Here is a 17,107-nt window from a genome sequence, read left to right as displayed (position 1 = left end):
GAGCATGGCGGCGCAAAACGAACAGCTCCCTCGAATATTTCAGGCGAATCTCGACCGACTGTTCGTGCGCGTCATCCAGCCCACGATGGATGCGCTGGCGCTCCATCCCGTCCTCGAACATGGCGACGCCGGCTCGATGGACGAGTTTCTGGACCGCGCAGCGACCCAGGTCGACAACTACACGGCAAACGAGGCTGCAAAATCCTTCGTCTTGACGCTAGCCGCCGTTTTCGAGCGGCAGCTCAGCATCTGGGCTAAGGCAAAGGGGCTGACCGACGCTGCCAAACTCCGGGTGTTCCAGGAACAATTACTTTTTTGCGCGGGCGTGGCGAGCATCGATCTGGCGATCGACGATCTCGGCGCAGAGCTAACCGAGATGTTCACGGTCGCCAATGTCGTGCGCCATGGCGAAGGACCTTCCTGCGAACGGCTTCGCGTCATGGCACCGCAGCTGTGGTCCGACACGGCTATCGACTACGTCGACCTGGTGCCCGGACCCCGCCTGGCGAGTGAGCATCTGAGGATTAGAAAAAGCGACCTCATTCGCTACATCGGGGCGACGACGTGCTTCTGGGGACGGGCGGATCCTTTGCCGATGGCAGTGCCCGATCCGCCGTACTGGCTGGCTTGAATGAGCAGAGGGCGAAAGCTTGGACGACGACCATATCAACGAAGACTACGATGACCAGCCTCGCTATCGATCGGTCGCCGAAATCGGTCCGGGCGATCTCGTCGAGGCACTCAAGAGCCTCGCCGGCTTTTCCGAGAACCCGTTTCTAATGATGCAGGCCGGTCAACTCTGCATGGTGGACAATCTCTTGAACGCTCTCGAAGACGAGGTCATGCGTCATCAGGCTGATGACGATCGCCCGCGCGAGAAGATGGCCTTGCTCGGCGCGTTGTCGCCGATGTGGATCTACGCCGCCTATGAGCTTCAACGAACTTGGCGCCAGCGCTGCGAAGAGGTGATCAAACTCGCCGACAGCGGCGGGCTGGATTTCAAGGCCGGTCATCTCGAGCGCGATCTCGGCTATCGGCACTATGATCGCGAACTCAGGGCCGACCAGCTCCGCGATGCGCAGCAGCGGCCAGAGCTGGTGGCACAAATGCGCATTGATTTGCGGCGGACGGAAATTGGCTTCACCACGCTGGAATTCATCCGGGTCGCCCTCGCCAAGCATGAGGTGAGCAAGAAGGGCAGCAAGAAGCCGCCGACCGCTTTCGCTCCCGGCATGGCGCGCCGAAACCAGTATTGTGGCTCCATGGAGTATGAGATGAGCAATGGCGGCACAATCATCCGGACTGTCACGCGCCGCGACATAGCCGAGACGATCAGGTTCATTCCGGAGACTGAGAACCCGAGCGATGAAGCGCTGGCCGGCTTCCGGGCTTACATGAATCCGCCCGACATCGATCCATCTGCGAGGGGTTAATTGTGAGTGAAGAGAAGAGGCCCGAACCGGCCAAGAGGCAGAAGGCCTTCGATTTGCTGGCTTCGGTCGCAGTTTTTGCGTGCAAGAACGGCATCGCGCTCACCGACAAAACGCTGGTCGAGCGCTTCATGGCTGATGCCGAGCCGCGTTTGCGGGAAGCATTAGCCGATCTGGCGCTGATCCACGGTTCCCGGGTCGAGCGCCTGTTCGAGGCGACGGTACTGAGCTTAGGGCGCTTCAGGCTCCTGAAGACCCAAGATATCGGACGCGTCCATGCCGCAGAGAACTTTCGTGCGCCGGACTTTCGCATTGTGCTCGATGACGGCGAGCAATGGCTAGTTGAGGTTAAGAACGTCCGTAGCGAGGAGCCCTCTACGCAGGAGCTGCGCATGTCGCGGGCGTATCTCTCGTCGCTTCAATCCTATGCCGACGCTGTCGGCACGCCTTTGAAGCTGGCGATCTATTGGTCTCTATGGAGGTTCTGGTCGGTGATCTCACCGGAGCGCTTCCGAACCCGCAATGGCGCGCTGCGCGTTTCGATGCAGGAGGCCATGCTTGCCAGCGAATTCGAGCGCCTTGGCGAAGTGCTGATCATGACCAAGCCGCCCCTACGCCTTGTGCTCGGCGCGGCGAAGGATATGCCGCGGTCTCTTAACGACGACGGCCTCGCCGACTTCATGATCGAATCGGCGAAGCTCTACAGCCGCGACGTCGAGCTGACCGACCCGAAGGACCGAAAACTCGCACAAGTGTTGCTCGTCCACGGCGAATGGGCGGTGGAGGGACCTTTTGCGCTCATGGACGGCGATCAGATCGTCGGCGTGGAACTCGTCGCAAATCCGGTCGAGCCGACCGATCAGGGTTGGGAGGGCATAGGAACGGCTAGCAGAATTTTCAGTAGCTTTTACTCCAACCAGACAATTGATGGTGACCCAGGTGATACAGCTCGATGGCGAACCGACGCCCGGACTGGTTTGCGCCTTTAGCGACTTGGGACTTCAAAAATAGTAAGCTGCCGCTTCTTCTAGGCCGTATTCAGCCACCTGGCGGTACTTGAGTAGCTTGACGCCCCGTCGCAGACAAAGCGGGAGAGCGCATCGGCCAAGAGCGGGAGTGATGTCGAGCCGGTAGTGGGGGAACTCAATCCAAGACGATATCGGCTTGCAAGCACGTCCTTAAGGGATCGCCATACAGAGTCATCGCGAGACATTTTGCCGGTTCTCCGCCCAAACCTCTCGCAACAGCTTGGTTCGCCTGAAAGTTTGCTTCCGCAAGCGAGCTTCCTTGCGTCCACGAATCTAGAAATGCTGGTAGCCAATGATACGTGACGCGTGAGTCCAGCGGCCACGGCGAGGCCAGGACTGCCGTGCACCCTTGGTCGAGCAATGACTTCGCTAGACCGATAGTGGTCACAGCATCGGGTACCTTGTCGGTGCGTCCACCGCTGCAAACAAACAATACAACCACTCCAACATTTCGCAGATGAGCGGCAAGAGCGCCGCCGCTCATCACGAGACTACCCTCGTCACTAACCCTCTGGAAGTATTTCTGATCGGAGCCGAGACCGCCATGAGCTGTCACGATTACGAGTTCAGATCCCGCTAGCCCGTCGGGGATTTCCGGCCCGATATCTAGCTCGATCCCATACTCTTCAAATGTATCAGCAAGACGTGTTTTGATGGCTACAAATGTCTGCCCAAGCTTCTCTTCCTGTGAGATCCACGCAATCTTACGGCCGTCGGTCTCAGCGGGATTTTCTCGCGCGGCCTTGAGCCAAGACAAAGACGGAGCTGAAGCCATCGGATGGCTTTCACCCGCAAATCCGTCACCGACGCGCAGGATGTTGCAAGGTAGCTGCTGCAGCTCAGTATCCGCAACAACGACAATCGGCCCGGCCGGCAGACAGGTGAGGCGCAGACTTTCGGTAGTTGTGTAAAAGAGGTTCGGCGTCTCGTCGTCTATACCGTATTCGTAGGGGAGGTTTTCGCTCCAGGCGCGGAAATCTGTCACGGAAAAGGCGTCCACTGGCTCTATACTGCCCTCGCCCCCACGCCATTGAACGTGCGTGAGATGTTTCTTGGCGTCAGCGCCGAGCAGAATTACCGAAAACCCTTCGAGCGATAGAGACTTTGCAATAGCGGCAGGCTCGTCAATACCTGTAACCATGCAGAGCGGCTTGGATGTCACCTTCCAACCAGGGGCGGGGACGGCCCTGTCGGAAATCATTTCGATGGCGAAGGTTGAGGTTACCGCGTCGGATTGTGCTCTGTCGGATGCTAGTAAACGCTGCGACAGCAACGCTACGAAGCGTGCGTCGTGAGCTACATCATCAGCGTACCGAGCCGCTTCTGTAGTCTGATGAAGGTTTAAAAGCGCTTCAGGTTCCGGTTCTGCCGACGACAATGATCTAGCTAACCGAGCGACCATACCACTTGCTTGGTCAAGCAGCAGCTCGAATGCTTCAATTGTTCTGACCGGGACTTCTACTTCCGCCAGCTGTGCCCAGAGAATTAATTGAGCAAGTAGGATAGCTTGTGGTTCGACATTCCTGGCTGACTGAAGCTCTTCCTCAGCACATTCGGTGGCGCGGTGCAAGAAGGCAGGAAGATCAGACGTGAAGTCATCCTTGAGCCTTGCCTGTCCTAAATCGATCGTCAGCAACATGAATCGATGCCGATAGGCGTTCGCTTCGGCGAGGCCAAGTCGGCCAAGGATATTCCAAGCAGACTCATGAATCTCGCGTGCCGCGTCAAACAGGCCGGTATCTCTCAGAAGCCGGACGAGGCCATTAGTTTCGTCCCATATCTTATCGCCTTCAACTTCCGTATCGCCAGCCGCAGCGCAAGCAAAAGCAATTAGGCTTTCCATTTTATTGCCCAGCCGCTGATAGATGTCCGCAACCGAGAACCAACCGGTACGTCTTCTTCGCGGCGAATTGTCACTAAGATTCAGAATCTGCTCTGCTATATCCCTGGCGAACTGAACCTGCCCAGTCATGGCGAACGCCGCGGCACCGAGTCTAAGTACATCTAGGTCGTAGTCTTTCGCAGTCGTATGCGGGTTTATAGACACCCCGAGCATCATCCACAGCCTGAGCTGTTTGAGGTCATCGTCGTCCTGAACCCTACCGATAAGGTACTTCATCATGGTGATGATGGCAGGTGCGAGATCATCAGCGGGCACGGTCAGGAGGTGTTCGGGAAGAACGACTTTCCCGAGCATTACCGGCGACTGGCTATCCAGCCACTTCCACGCATTGCCAATAAGATCGAGCCTGGTGGAAAGCTGATCCGCCGATAGTCCCTTGGGACGGTCAATCGCAATCGGCGTTAGAGGTCGCCGCATGAAATCCAGTGAGAGCACGGCAATCAAAGCCACCCCCATTGTCCCTGTTATTTCAAGAGATAGGATCTTAGCGAGACGGCTACGGATATAAGTGTCAGTGGGATTCTCAGCGAGATAGGAAATGACCTTTTCAATCGCGTCTTTGAGCTGGTCGCCAGAGATTACGAGACGCCCTTGCTCATCTCGGCTTAGCGTCAAATCTTCAACAATGTTCAAAATGGCATGGGCGGCAGTTGGACGTTCGACTGTACCTGTTGTGGCTATGTCGAGCGCATGCATGTAGAGCTTTCTCCGCCTGGCATGACGGACTAGCAAAGAGTCCACGTGAAAACTATTGAACCGCTGAACTAAGGTCTTTCTGATACCCCTGTAATCAGCGAGACCTTCGGCTGGCATGAGTCCCGCGAGAGTTAAGCAGAGGTCACGCGCTTCAGCGTTTCCAAGTCGCTCCCACAGGTTCGATAGCCCTGTGTAGTCATCAGCGTCGTCGAATTGCTTTAGAAGCCGGTTTATCAGAGCCGGATGCTCCGGAAACAGCCTCTCCAGCTGTAACGCAGCTCTTTCCTCGAGATAACGTTCCGAGATTTCGGTGGCGATGTCGATCGCCATGGCAAGCCCTTCCACCGAAGGCTGCCCCTCTAACGCTGCCCTCAATAAATGCGCAGCTAAAAATGTGGCCCCGGCATCTGTAGCTATTCTCGCCAATTTGCAATGGACGAGAGGAGAGAGATCGGGATCAGTGGCGAATTGATCGATCTCCCCCAGCGCCTGCCCGTGAAGACCTGCTCGGTGGAGCATCTGGATACGAAAGAATGCTTTCTCTTCCGGTTTAAGTGGAAGAGCCTCGATTTCATTCAAGACAGGCCCCAGTGTGCCCGCAGCCAAATATTGATCCCAAGCCTGCAATCTTGCAGCCAGAAGTGCCTCTCCATTGTCGGCTCCTTCGGCGGATACAAAGCCTACCTTTTCCAGGGACATTAAGAGGTCTAGATTTCTCTCCCGGCCCGGTTTCAATTCGCCTGTATCGACAACGAAATAGGATTGCGTATCGTCTGCAAGCTTCACCAGGTCGCAGCATATCGCGTGAGTACTGGGTACCCAAGCATCCTCTTTGAGATTAAAGTCTGCAACCTCCGGAAAAGAACCGCTTTCACGATAGCGAGCAGCGTCAAGGATCACGATGCCACACCTGGAGTCGATATCGGCCAAAGCCGACCATATCGAGCCAACCCGCAAGTCAACCGTCTCTCTGACATGCAGCCAGGGGCTTTTTTCTTTCTCGTCCTGGGATCGTATAGAGCTCTCAGACACTTTATGATTTACTACTGCTTCATAGTCCGTAAGCGCGGAAGCGGAACCAGGCGGCGCCACGACAAAAATTCGGCTGAACGCAGTATGGCCGTCATCGTTGAAGAAGCGACCCAATACTCCTACGTATTCTTTGAGCCTCGGAAGCAAATTACCGCCGCCGATACAAAACAGATCTCCTGCACCAAAATCGATGCCATTTTGCTTGTAAAACGCTTCCAAACTATTCGAGGAACTTTCGCTGCCTCCGGTGTTCTCTCCTCCGTCTATCGTCACAATCAAATTTCCTTTGCGGACACGGCTGCAGCCATAGTGTGATTTCGGAAAAGCCTACAAAGGCCCAGTCACTGGCACAACTCAAAATAGCCACATCGGCACAAGCTTCTCCTTGTTTCGAGTGAGCAATGCCTGAGACCGTTGCTACAGCACCCCCCATGCCCGAAACCTCCCCCTCCCCGTCATCTCTCTAAGGCCGAGCTCCAAAACGATCCGCCGCGCCGCCTGCGGCGTCATCTCAAGGGTCTTCGCCACCATCCCGGCCGACACCAACGGCTTTGCCATGACCAGCTCGACCAGCTCCGGCAGCTTTGAAGACGTCCGGCGTCCTTCCAGCCTTCGCTCGAACATCCTGCGCGCCAACGTCAGCCGGTCATGATCTTTCAGACCGAGCTCGGCGGCCGCGATCAGGCCGTGAACAATGGCGAGCAATCGCGTCTCGCGATCGCGATGACGGCGCCGATCGACGGGAATGGTTTTCAGGCCAAGATTGATGGCCGCAAGATGCGCGCCTGACGTGGCGCCGTCCTGACGCAGGATGGAGGCGCACAACAGCCGGCCGAGCCACGGCGCGTGCTGCAGGACGGCCAGCTCGTTCCAGGCGTCGAGGGCGACAATGGCCTGCAGCACCGCCGGCAAGTTTTCGACCTGGCGCAGCACGCCGCGCCATTCCTCCAGCCGGGCATCCTCGTCCCAGTCGAGATCATAGACCAGTTCGTCTCTGTCTGCCGCGCCGCCACGGCCGGGCCGTGTTGCGTTTTCGATTGCAGCCTCCGATCGGGCGAGCACCGCATCGATTGCGGTATAGTCGACGCCAGGAAGGTTCTCGATGTCATCGACATCTTCCCCATCCCCTTCTGGATCGGTCGCACTCACACGTCTGGTGGAGCCTAGCACCTCCTCCGAGTCTGCTGTGGCCGCCATGACTTCTGACGTCTTCCTCAGTGATCGAATGCCGTCGGCCGAAAGTGCCCAACCGGGCAGCTGCGCGGCAATGCGCCGGCGGGTGCGCAGCACGTCGCGGGCGATTGTCAGCTCATGGGTCGGTGTGCGAATATCCTTCGTGGCGTCGTGAAGGACGAGGTCCTCAAGATGGACGAGTTCGCCGTCGATCCACAGCGAGGCGCAGGCATCGGCGAAATGCGATCGTTCGATCCATCCCTGGCCGACCGGTGAGCGGGCGATGCGCTCGTCCAAACGCGTCAGAGCGATACCAGCGTCAAAAGCCGGCCGCATCAGGGCTGCCATGCTGATTTTCGTTCGATCGTAAGCCATTGAAATCATGGTATATGATTTCTTAAAGGAACTCTATCTGTAAAATAGTATTCCTCACATCGTATGACTGGCAGTTGCGCTCCTAACCATCGATAAGTACCCCTTATCGAAGGTTAGCCATCTATGGTAATTTTCTTGCCATCTGAGGTGTAATCTCTATATTGAAGCCACGATTCACGAGGCACACCATGTCCGAACCGCAGCTCTCCATTCGCAGCAGCAAGGCCCGAGATCTGGCCCATTCTCTTTCCCGCCGCACGGGCCAGCCGATCAACCGGCTGGTCGAACTGGCACTCGAGCGTTACGACCAGGAGCTGCGCGCTGACAACATCCGCTATCCCATGGACGCAGTATGGGATCTGGCAGCCGAGGATCTACGCAATGTCGCACCCGGCACGACGTCCAATCACGATGACTTCTACGATGAAAACGGTCTGCCTATATGATTGCCGTCGATACGTCTGTTATTATCGCGATATCGATGAAAGAGCCGGAAGCAGATGTGTTCAGACCCCTGATGGGACGCGAGCCGGTCATCATCGGTTGGCCGACCTTGCTTGAGGCACGGATGGTCCTGTCGGGTAAAGGATTCGTCAGTGCCGCCAAAATGATCGGGCGGCTTGCCGAAACTGCGAATGTCACGACTGTCGCTTTCGATGAGAGACACTACCGAGCGGCAGAAGAGGCTTTCGAGCGTTTTGGCCGGGGTCGTCATCCAGCTGCGCTCAATATGGGCGACTGTTTCTCGTACGCTGTTGCCGCTGTTGCCAAGGCGCCGCTCCTGTTCAAAGGGCATGACTTCGGCCACACTGATCTCAAACTGCATCCCGCGTCGTCGATGGCATGACATACACTGGCTCAGACCCGGTTGATCGCCGCGCCCAAGAGTTGGACACGATTGCAGCAGTTCTGCCTCTGGAACGTCGCGACGAGCTGGCCGAGTTGCTCACCGATCAGGACGTCGCAACGCTGCGCCATCTGGTCAACGAGGGCATGGGCGAAAATACCCTTCGAGCCCTGACGTCTGATCTTGCCTATCTGCAGGCCTGGTCCCTGGCAGCGATTGGCAAATCTCTGCCCTGGCCGGCGCCCGAAGCCCTGCTCCTCAAATTCGTCGCTCATCATCTGTGGGACCCACAGAAGCGCGAAACCGATCCGGATCACGGGATGCCGGCAGAGGTGGCGCAGAACCTCCGAAGCCAAGGCTTTCTAAGGTCGGAAGGCCCGCATGCACCCGATACCGTGCGCCGGCGCCTCGCCACGTGGTCGACGCTCACGAAGTGGCGCGGACTAACCGGAGTCTTCGCCTCCCCTGCCCTCAAGTCCGCGATACGGCTCGCTGTGCGGGCCGCGCCGCGACAACGTCGTCGAAAGAGCAACAAGGCTGTTACCGGCGATATCCTTGGCAAGATGCTGGCAACCTGCGGCACCGAGAGCTTGCGCGACATCCGGGATCGAGCAGTCTTGATGGTCGCTTTCGCCTCGGGCGGTCGGCGCCGCAGCGAGATTGCCGCCATGCGCGTCGAACAGTTGACCGTCGAGCCATCGATCGACGTTCCCGATGGCTCTCCCCTCCCCTCGCTTTCGATCCATCTTGGCCGCACGAAGACATCTGGCGCCGATCATGATGAGGTCGTTTATCTCACCGGCCGACCCGTCAATGCGCTGAATGCCTGGCTTGCGGTAGCCAGGATCGACAAGGGCAGCATATTCCGAAAAGTTGATCGCTGGGGCAATCTCTCCAAGCGGCCGCTCGAGCCCGGCGCGGTCAATGCGATCGTCAAGCAGCGGGCTGAAATGGCTGGGCTTGAGCCTGGGGAGTTTTCCGCACACGGGCTGCGATCAGGATATCTGACGGAAGCCGCCAATCGCGGCATTCCGCTGCCCGAAGCGATGGAGCAGTCGCGCCACCGTTCGGTGCAGCAAGCGTCGAGCTATTACAACAATGCCACACGGCGTAGCGGGCGAGCGGCACGAATGCTTTGAGAGTACTCGTTATGGACACGCGACATGCGGAAAGGGTGCGCTGTCTGGCAGTGAGAACTGATTGTCGCCAATGCGCAACGCGACAACCCCCCTGAAGCCGGGGGCGTATACTGGGTCTAAGGCCGGAGTGTACGACAAATGCCTCGGCGGTGTCGTTTCGCCGCGACTCATACGCACTTAGTTTCGGCTAGATGCTAATATTCATCTGAGGCAGTGTTTAACGAAGTGTTCAACGCGCCGCGACTGCTCGCGCTGAGCAAGCAGGGTTAGGTAAACCTCGCGGAAGTCTGCTGCATCAACCCTTCCGATAATCCAATCTTCGACAGCTGCTAGGAAAACAGGGTCGTCTTCGAACTTGAGGCCGAGACTAATGGCCCTGTCTCGGACCGCTTCGAACATCGCGCGTCGTTTGCTGCTATCCATGCTAACCCTCTCTGATTCGACATTGATAGCGATGTTCCGAAGACCACGACACATAATTAGCTGAGTAGGTCCCCAATCAGGCGCCTCTTGTCTCGCAGGCGCTGCGGTGAGATCACGGCCCTTCGCATCAATTAGTCGATAGTCGAACCATTGATCCAGGTTCCCGACGGCTTTACTCTCCCGTAGCTGTCGGTCCGTCTCGGCCGTACAAAAGATGACGAGGTCGTTTATCTCAACGGCCGCCCCATCGATGCGCTAAATGCCTGGCTGGCATCCAGGATCGACAAGGCAGCATATCACAAAGTCCAATCGCTACGTGGGTCGGTTCCGGTTGGGGAAGCGAAATGACACGCTACGCGAGGGGTGCCGCTTTTCCGAACAGCGCGAAACCTGGATCCCGGCTTGGAGCACAGTATCAGCAGGGAGAATTCACTCCGTTTTGAGCCCAAAACTTCAGCATCTTCTCCACCCGGTTGATTTCGGTTCTCTCCACCTTTTCTTTTTGAACAGCAGCAGTTCTGCCGGTTTCCCGTGCAGGCCCTTAACTGCAAACGACTGAGACCGCCTCAATTGAAGCCGCCTCGGGTTTAACCACGCAGCAAAAAGCTTACGTGGATGTCAGCACTTGTCTTTTGCGTTGCTGCAGGTGAGTTTCTAAGCGGCGGACCCCGTCCAAGCTTTATTGCCCATTAGTGTTCGTGCACCGCTATCGTAGCTGAACCAACATATCGAGGAGCTCAGATCCTGTCTGAAACACCTTGGAGTTGGCCGAGTAGCTTCTTTGACTCTCGATCATTTCGGTCAATTCTGACGCCATATCGACATTAGAGGTCTCAAGCGCTCCCGACGTGATCGATCCAAAGCCGGATGATCCGGGGAAACCGAGGGTAGTAACCCCTGAGCTTCCGTTAGCCGAGAATGCGTTACCTCCTGATACTGTAAGGTTGTCAGGGCTTTCCACGGACGCGAGCGGGATACGATATGTCGGTAGGAGGGAGCCGTCGGCGTAGCGCATGGAAAGAATTCCGTCGTCTGAGATCTCGTAACCGATAGCGGGGCTGGCCCCACTTCCGTTGACGTTAGCTGCTGCTACCACGAAGTTCGCGGCGAGCTGGGTTGTCCCATCCAGCGACAAGGTCAGTGGCGCACCGCTTCCGAAAGGGATTTCGAGTTGTTCCTCGCCCTCAAGGGCACCAGTGTCAGAATTGAAGGTCAAGATTTTGGTGACCAGTGGGGATGAGCCGTCAGCCCCATAAGGAAAGCCACTGCTAGAAGCATCAGCGTGGTTGAAGACCGCCATTTCCCACGTGCTGTCCTTACCCTTCGTATAGTAAATGTCGAGTTGAATGCGGTTTCCAAGTGTGTCGTATGTTGTAAGAGAAGACTTGTTGGTAAAAGTGCTTGTTGCGAGATTCTGAGCCGGCGTGGTCGCGCCGACAATTTGTTTCTCGACGACTGGCTCTGCCGGATTGAAATTGAAAGAGACCGATGAAGTGTCTACCCAACCTGCCGTCCCGTCTGGCAAAGAAACCGATCCAGTGAAGTCGATTGGATAAGTATCTCCGGACATCAGCGGGATTTCTAGCAAGCCCGCGCTCGTCATCGCCCCAGTTGACGGATCAAACTCGAATGTTGTGGTGGCGAGCGGTGCCGAACCCGAGAGACCGTATGGAAACCCGCCTGCTGTGGAGTCAGCGGTGTTATAGGCGGCAACGTCCCATGTGTAGGGCCCAGTCTTCGTCAGGTAGACATCGAGACTGGATGAGCCGCTATAACCAAGATAACCATTCAAGGTAGTTTTGGTTGTGTAGGAACTTTCGTCTGTGTTTGCGGAAGCCGGCAACTCGCCGCTCGCTGTGTCAATTTCAGGGACATCAGACGGGAGGTTCCAGCTTTGATATGACTTAGGCGTAGAGCCGAGGCCGTTAGCCGATTCCGTTAGAGCTGAAAAATCGAGCACTGAAGGGTCTTCAGGCTCAAAGCTCAGAATCGGATCTCCGCTTAAGAGATCACCGGTGATTGGATCAAACTTCAATGTCGTCGTTCGCATCGAGATGTCGCCGTTCGACAAATCGTACGGGAACGTCGCGCCTGATCCTTCCCAGTCTGCGAAAGCCGTTACCTCCCAAGTGTCATCGGCCGTTTTCGTGTAGTATATGTTCGTTACCCCGCCGCCCAAATCGGGTGACTGGTCGTTGAGCTGTATGAAATGCGAATAAGCGCTAAATGGACTGTTTGCTGAAGGTGGAACGTTCGCGATATGGCTTCCAACAGTTTCCGCATTAGCAGACAGGTTTACGCTAAAGACTCCCTTGGTAGATTGCGCAGCAGTCATTCCTCCGCCTTGCGTCTTAACGGGCTCGAGCCCATCAAAACTGTTGACTACCGTCGTCGGCTCGCCATTTGTATAGGGATAGCCTAGCAGCTTGGCACCAGACGAGTTCACGAGCTCTCCATCTTGGTTCTCCTGAAATGTCCCGTCCCGCGAGAGCAGAAAACTGCCGCTCTTATCGCTTACGACAAAGAACCCTTCACCGCTGATCGCCAGGTCCGTTTCTGATGTCGTGTAACTCAGTGCGCCTTGTTGGGAGATTGAACGCGATGTCGATGTTTGAACTGCACCAGAATTATAGTTCCCTCCACCGGACGAAAGCATCAACGTGGAGAAAGTGGTTTCGGCGCGTTTATAACCCGTCGTTCCGGAGTTCGCGATGTTGTCTGATACGGTGCCAAGCCGGTTGGCCTGAGCATTCATGCCAGAAACGCTTGTTTTCATAGTTCCGAAAAGACTCATAAAAGCAACCTCTACCCCTCATCTACTCTAAGTCGTTATTCGGCCACGCTTACGCGAGGCTAGCGTGAGAATCGATTCTGTCGTTCGACCTCAGTTGAGTATAAAGGGCGTATGAGTTGCCAGATCCCTCCACCTATTGCCCTGAAACACCCGTACGCTGCCCATCGAGATGACACGCATTCTGGACCGGTAAAAACCTCATCGTTTCAGAGAAACGGGTTCCATTCGAGTAGGCCGACTGACACGGGGAAGGCGTCGCGAAGCACGGTGTCAGCGCCGGCAAAACAGTCGGTCCAGAGTGTTTTGACGGCGCTGACTTCTCTTTGTAAATCTGACGTTGATCGCCGCTGACGAGCTCGACGCCATTGCAAGCGTCCTGCCGATCGATTGTCGCGACGGGCTTGCAAACTGCTCACCGATCATGATGTTGAAACCCTCAAAACCGATCCGGATCACGGGATGCCGGCAGAGGTGAAGCAGAACCTCCGAAGCCAAGGTTTTCTGAAGTCGGCAGGCCCGCATGCACCCGATACCGTGCGCCGGCGCCTCGCCACTTGGTCGACGCTCACGAAATGGCGCGGACTAAACGGCGTCTTCGCCTGCCCTGCCCTCAAGTCCGCGATACGGCTCGCTGTGCGGGCGGTCGGCGCCGCAGCGAGATCGCCGCCATGCGCGTCGAACAGTTGACCGTCGAGCCATCGATCGACGTTCCCGATGGCTCTCCCCTCCCCTCGCTTTCGATCCATCTTGGCCGCACGAAGACATCTGGCGCCGATCATGATGAGGTCGTTTATCTCACCGGCCGACCCGTCAATGCCCTGAATGCTTGGCTTGCGGCAGCCAGGATCGACAAGGGCAGTATATTCCGGAAGGTCGATCGCTGGGGCAATGTCTCAGTGCGGCCGCTTGAGCCGAGCGCAGTCAACCAGATCGTCAAGCAGCGGGCTGAAATGGCGGGGTTGGATGCCGGGGAATTTTCGGCGCACGGGCTGCGGTCGGGTTATCTCACGGAGGCCGCCAATCGTGGCGTTCCTTTGCCGGAGGCCATGGAGCAGTCCCGACATAGATCGGTCCAGCAGGCTTCCGACTACTATAATAACGCAACGCGACCCAGCGGCCGCGCGGCGCGACTTCTGACTTGAAAGCACCGCTTTAAGCGGAAATAATTTCCCCGTTTGATCGCTAGTCCTGGCAGCCGCAAATCCGATGGGTATTGTTGATCGACATCTGCGCCTTTCATCCCGTATCTGTTTCGTAACGGCCTGGTCAAACTTCCCGTTCAAATCAAATCGCCAAAGGAAATTTGCGCTGTTGTGAGCTTGGTGCTACACATTAATCCAATATGTAGTAAGAAGGTGACAAATGCCGACACCACATAACCCGCCTACGGCTGTCCGACGTGCTCTTCGCAAGCTCGGTGCCGACGTTAAAGACGCCAGGCGGCGCCGGCATTTGCCGATGGCGGTAGTTGCGGATCGTGCCTTTACCTCGCGCTCCACGCTGCAGAAGATCGAGGCTGGCGATACCAGTGTCAGTATCGGCATCTATGCCAGTGTTCTCCAGGCGCTTGGTCTGCTGGACGGCCTAGGGAAAATTGCGGACATCAGCAATGATAGTGTCGGGCAGGCCCTTTCAAGCGCCGAATTGCCGAAACATGCGCATGTTAGGCGCTCACCGGGAACGGAGCGGGATGACTGATTTCGAAGTCCATCTGGACCTTCATGGCATGACAAGACCGATCGGGTTAGCGCGTAGTAATCGCGTACGTGGCACCGAGACGATCCTCTTCGAATACGATCGCGACTGGCTTCAAGACCCGGATCGCTTTTCGCTGGAACCGGCGCTGGCCTTGACCCGGGGAGCTTTTGCTCCGCCGGCAGGCGTCGCCACGTTTGGTTCTATAGGGGACTCAGCCCCGGACACCTGGGGCCGGCGCCTCATGCAGCGCACCGAGCGACGCAGCGCCGAACGGGATCGTCGTTCGGTGCGAACCCTGACCGAGAGTGACTACCTTCTCGGCGTTGCCGATGAGACCCGACTTGGTGCACTTCGGTTCCGCTGGGTCGGCGATGAAGACTTTCAGGCTCCCATCGGAACAGGTGTTCCAGCTCTCGTTGACCTCAGACGCCTGTTGCAGATCACCGAGCGCATTCTGCGCGATGAAGAGACCGACGAGGATCTCCAGATGATTTTCGCGCCGGGGTCCTCTCTTGGCGGGGCTCGCCCCAAAGCGTCTGTCATCGACCAGCACGGTCACCTGTCGATTGCCAAGTTTCCAAAGGAGACTGACGACTACAGCATGGAAACTTGGGAAGAAGTAGCGCTGAGGCTGGCCGGCAGGGCAGGCATTGCGACACCAGATCACCAATTGGTCGATATCGCAGGCAAGAAGGTAATGTTGTCGCGTCGTTTCGACCGGCAAGGAGCGTTTCGAATTCCATTTCTCTCCGCCATGGCAATGATGGGTGCAAGGGACGGTGAGCGAGGCAGCTATCCCGAAATTGTCGATGCCCTCGTCGAGCATGGTGCCAAAGGCAAAACCGATGCTCATGCTCTTTACCGCCGTGTAGTCTTCAACGTGATGATATCCAATGTCGACGATCATCTGCGCAACCACGGCTTCCTGTGGCTCAGCAGGTCCGGATGGTCGCTTTCTCCTGCCTATGATCTCAATCCTGTTCCTACCGACATCAAGGCGCGCGTGCTGACAACCAATATCGATCTTGATGAAGGCACCTGCTCGCTCGACCTCCTGGAAGCAGCATCAGCTTTTTTCGGTATTTCGCTCCCGCAGGCCCGCACGATTATCAGGGAAGTCGCGACCGTTACGGCGACCTGGCGCGAGACCGCGAAGGCAGTCGGTGCCCCGTCAGCCGAGATCAACAGGATGGCAAGTGCGTTCGAACATGACGATCTGCAGAAGGCTCTGGTGTTGTGACGTTAGACCCCGGATCAAAGATATGCTAACGACCGCTCGCTCCGGATTAGCACGGCCGGCAAAGATTCGATCAAACGTCCAGATAATATGGGATGAGTTCCAGCGGGCAGCCGAGCGTGTAGCCCAGTTCTCGCGCAAGCTCGTTCATTCCGTCCGGATCCGGGGACTGCACAACAAATACTGACCTGCTCTCTGTCACTGGCGCGTCGCGCAAGCATCGGGCAAGAGTGTCGCCCCCTCAGCATGGCAGGTGTGAGCCGCGAAGCGTCGACGCCCAACAGTTTTCACCGGGGCAGGATGTAGCTGGATGTAGACGATGATGAGCGCCTCATCTTTCCCGGCGATGCCGACCGTCGCCTGAAAGTCAGGGGCAAGATTTGATGATGCATCGTGCGCCTACTTAGTAGTGAGCGCGGATGGCGCTATCATGTGCTAACAGCTGTATAACGGCGCCTCTAGGCTACCAGGCCGGCGAGATCAATGGCAAACGCCTATGAGAAATCTTCAGGATGGCCGGCCGAATACTGTACGCAGTTCCGGTCATCATTTCCGCCTTGACCGTCTTAGTCCATTCCGGGCTCCGGAAGTTACACGCATCTTCGTACAAGCAATTTGACGTCGTCGTACGAGCACCAGATCGTTAACGCACGCGAAAATGCCGAGAAACATCTGCAATGGCAACTAGCAGAGGGCAAATTTCGAGAACAGTTTATCGCTATCCTTCGGCCATGATCTGCTAAACCCATTGGCATCGATTTCGGTTGCGACGCGCATGCTTTCGACAGAGAGCTTTAGTTACCGTTGGCAATAGGTGATTGGCCTGATGCAGGGCAGTTCGCTTCGAATACGCGGCCTGGTCAACAACGTCCTCGATTATGCCCGCGCTCGCCTCGGCGGTGGAATCGCCCTGAATCTAAACTCACATCAGGGCCTTGCGGCAGTGCCCGATCAGGTTGCCGTGTAACTGCGGGCGTCAGGTGAAGGGCATGAGATTCTCACCTCCTGTAATATCGTGCAACCGGTCACATGCGACGCCTCGAAGATCGGGTAATTCGCTTCGAAGCAACTTCGGCCCATGGAGACCGGGCGCAACCAGTGCGTCTTCATGCAGCAGTGTCGGCAGCCGGCTTTCCTATTGCCGATTGCGAACAGCGAGACCCCGATTCCAAGCGATATTATCCGAAATTTTTCGACCCTTTTGTCCGCAGGCAGTCGCCAAACTTAAAAGGAAGGTCTTCGGCTTGGGCTCTACATCCACCATGAATTGCCAAGGCCACGACAGCACGTTCACGGTGACGTCAAACGATCGTGAATCAGATTCATGTTTAA

General features: G+C 56.7%; 12 protein-coding genes and 1 pseudogene. 9 read left to right on the top strand and 4 right to left on the bottom strand.

Annotated elements, in window-relative coordinates; all coding sequences use genetic code 11:
• The first annotated feature begins 4 nt into the window (after positions 1-4).
• Genes J3A65_RS22445 through J3A65_RS22435 form a run of 3 tightly spaced genes read left to right on the top strand, consistent with a single transcriptional unit; the run spans position 5 to position 2,419 of the window.
• Positions 5-631 carry a hypothetical protein gene (locus J3A65_RS22445; protein ID WP_209903963.1) on the top strand — a complete coding sequence of 209 codons (627 nt, stop codon included), beginning with the start codon at positions 5-7 and terminating at the stop codon, positions 629-631.
• Between the two features lie 19 nt (positions 632-650).
• Positions 651-1,433, top strand: coding sequence for a hypothetical protein (locus J3A65_RS22440; RefSeq protein WP_209903961.1), 783 nt, complete (start codon positions 651-653; stop codon positions 1,431-1,433).
• 2 nt (positions 1,434-1,435) lie between these two features.
• Positions 1,436-2,419, top strand: a complete 984-nt coding sequence (locus tag J3A65_RS22435; RefSeq protein WP_209903959.1) for a hypothetical protein — start codon at positions 1,436-1,438, stop codon at positions 2,417-2,419.
• 154 nt (positions 2,420-2,573) lie between these two features.
• Here J3A65_RS22435 and J3A65_RS22430 read toward each other — a convergent pair whose 3' ends face one another.
• Positions 2,574-6,362, bottom strand: a complete 3,789-nt coding sequence (locus J3A65_RS22430) for a CHAT domain-containing protein (RefSeq protein WP_348635254.1) — start codon at positions 6,360-6,362, stop codon at positions 2,574-2,576.
• A 144-nt stretch (positions 6,363-6,506) separates the two neighbouring features.
• The gene (locus J3A65_RS22425; protein WP_209903954.1) at positions 6,507-7,646 is read right to left on the bottom strand and encodes an RHE_PE00001 family protein; all 1,140 of its coding nucleotides are present in this window, start codon (positions 7,644-7,646) and stop codon (positions 6,507-6,509) included.
• Between the two features lie 179 nt (positions 7,647-7,825).
• Here J3A65_RS22425 and J3A65_RS22420 point away from each other — a divergent pair, with 179 nt between their 5' ends.
• From J3A65_RS22420 to J3A65_RS22410, 3 genes are read left to right on the top strand one after another with little or no spacing between them, the layout of a single operon-like run.
• Positions 7,826-8,083 (top strand): type II toxin-antitoxin system VapB family antitoxin, encoded by a 258-nt coding sequence (locus J3A65_RS22420; RefSeq protein ID WP_209903951.1) that lies wholly within the window; start codon positions 7,826-7,828, stop codon positions 8,081-8,083.
• A complete protein-coding gene (locus J3A65_RS22415) occupies positions 8,080-8,484 on the top strand; it encodes a type II toxin-antitoxin system VapC family toxin (protein ID WP_209903949.1) in 405 nt (134 codons plus the stop codon). The genes J3A65_RS22420 and J3A65_RS22415 overlap by 4 nt, the downstream gene beginning before the upstream one ends.
• The gene (locus J3A65_RS22410) at positions 8,481-9,623 is read left to right on the top strand and encodes a site-specific integrase (protein ID WP_209903947.1); all 1,143 of its coding nucleotides are present in this window, start codon (positions 8,481-8,483) and stop codon (positions 9,621-9,623) included. The genes J3A65_RS22415 and J3A65_RS22410 overlap by 4 nt, the downstream gene beginning before the upstream one ends.
• Positions 9,624-9,824: 201 nt before the next feature.
• On the opposite strand, the gene J3A65_RS22405 is transcribed toward J3A65_RS22410, so the two are convergent.
• Positions 9,825-10,046 carry a hypothetical protein gene (locus J3A65_RS22405; protein ID WP_209903945.1) on the bottom strand — a complete coding sequence of 74 codons (222 nt, stop codon included), beginning with the start codon at positions 10,044-10,046 and terminating at the stop codon, positions 9,825-9,827.
• 706 nt (positions 10,047-10,752) lie between these two features.
• A complete protein-coding gene (locus tag J3A65_RS22400; RefSeq protein ID WP_245341743.1) occupies positions 10,753-12,822 on the bottom strand; it encodes a flagellar hook-basal body complex protein in 2,070 nt (689 codons plus the stop codon).
• Between the two features lie 349 nt (positions 12,823-13,171).
• On the opposite strand from J3A65_RS22400, the pseudogene J3A65_RS22395 reads away from it, so the two are divergent.
• The 3 genes and pseudogenes from J3A65_RS22395 to J3A65_RS22385 all read left to right on the top strand — a co-directional run bounded on the left by J3A65_RS22395 (position 13,172) and on the right by J3A65_RS22385 (position 15,778).
• A pseudogene (locus J3A65_RS22395) lies at positions 13,172-13,982 on the top strand (tyrosine-type recombinase/integrase).
• A 220-nt stretch (positions 13,983-14,202) separates the two neighbouring features.
• The gene (locus J3A65_RS22390) at positions 14,203-14,538 is read left to right on the top strand and encodes a helix-turn-helix transcriptional regulator (RefSeq protein ID WP_209903940.1); all 336 of its coding nucleotides are present in this window, start codon (positions 14,203-14,205) and stop codon (positions 14,536-14,538) included.
• On the top strand, positions 14,531-15,778 hold the full coding sequence (locus tag J3A65_RS22385) for a HipA domain-containing protein (protein WP_209903937.1): 1,248 nt from the start codon (positions 14,531-14,533) through the stop codon (positions 15,776-15,778). The genes J3A65_RS22390 and J3A65_RS22385 overlap by 8 nt, the downstream gene beginning before the upstream one ends.
• The last annotated feature ends 1,329 nt before the right edge of the window (positions 15,779-17,107 follow it).

Origin of the sequence: Rhizobium sp. PvP014 (genome assembly GCF_017876855.1) — a bacterium.
Taxonomy (GTDB): domain Bacteria; phylum Pseudomonadota; class Alphaproteobacteria; order Rhizobiales; family Rhizobiaceae; genus Neorhizobium; species Neorhizobium soli.
This window is presented reverse-complemented; position numbering and strand designations above follow the sequence as displayed.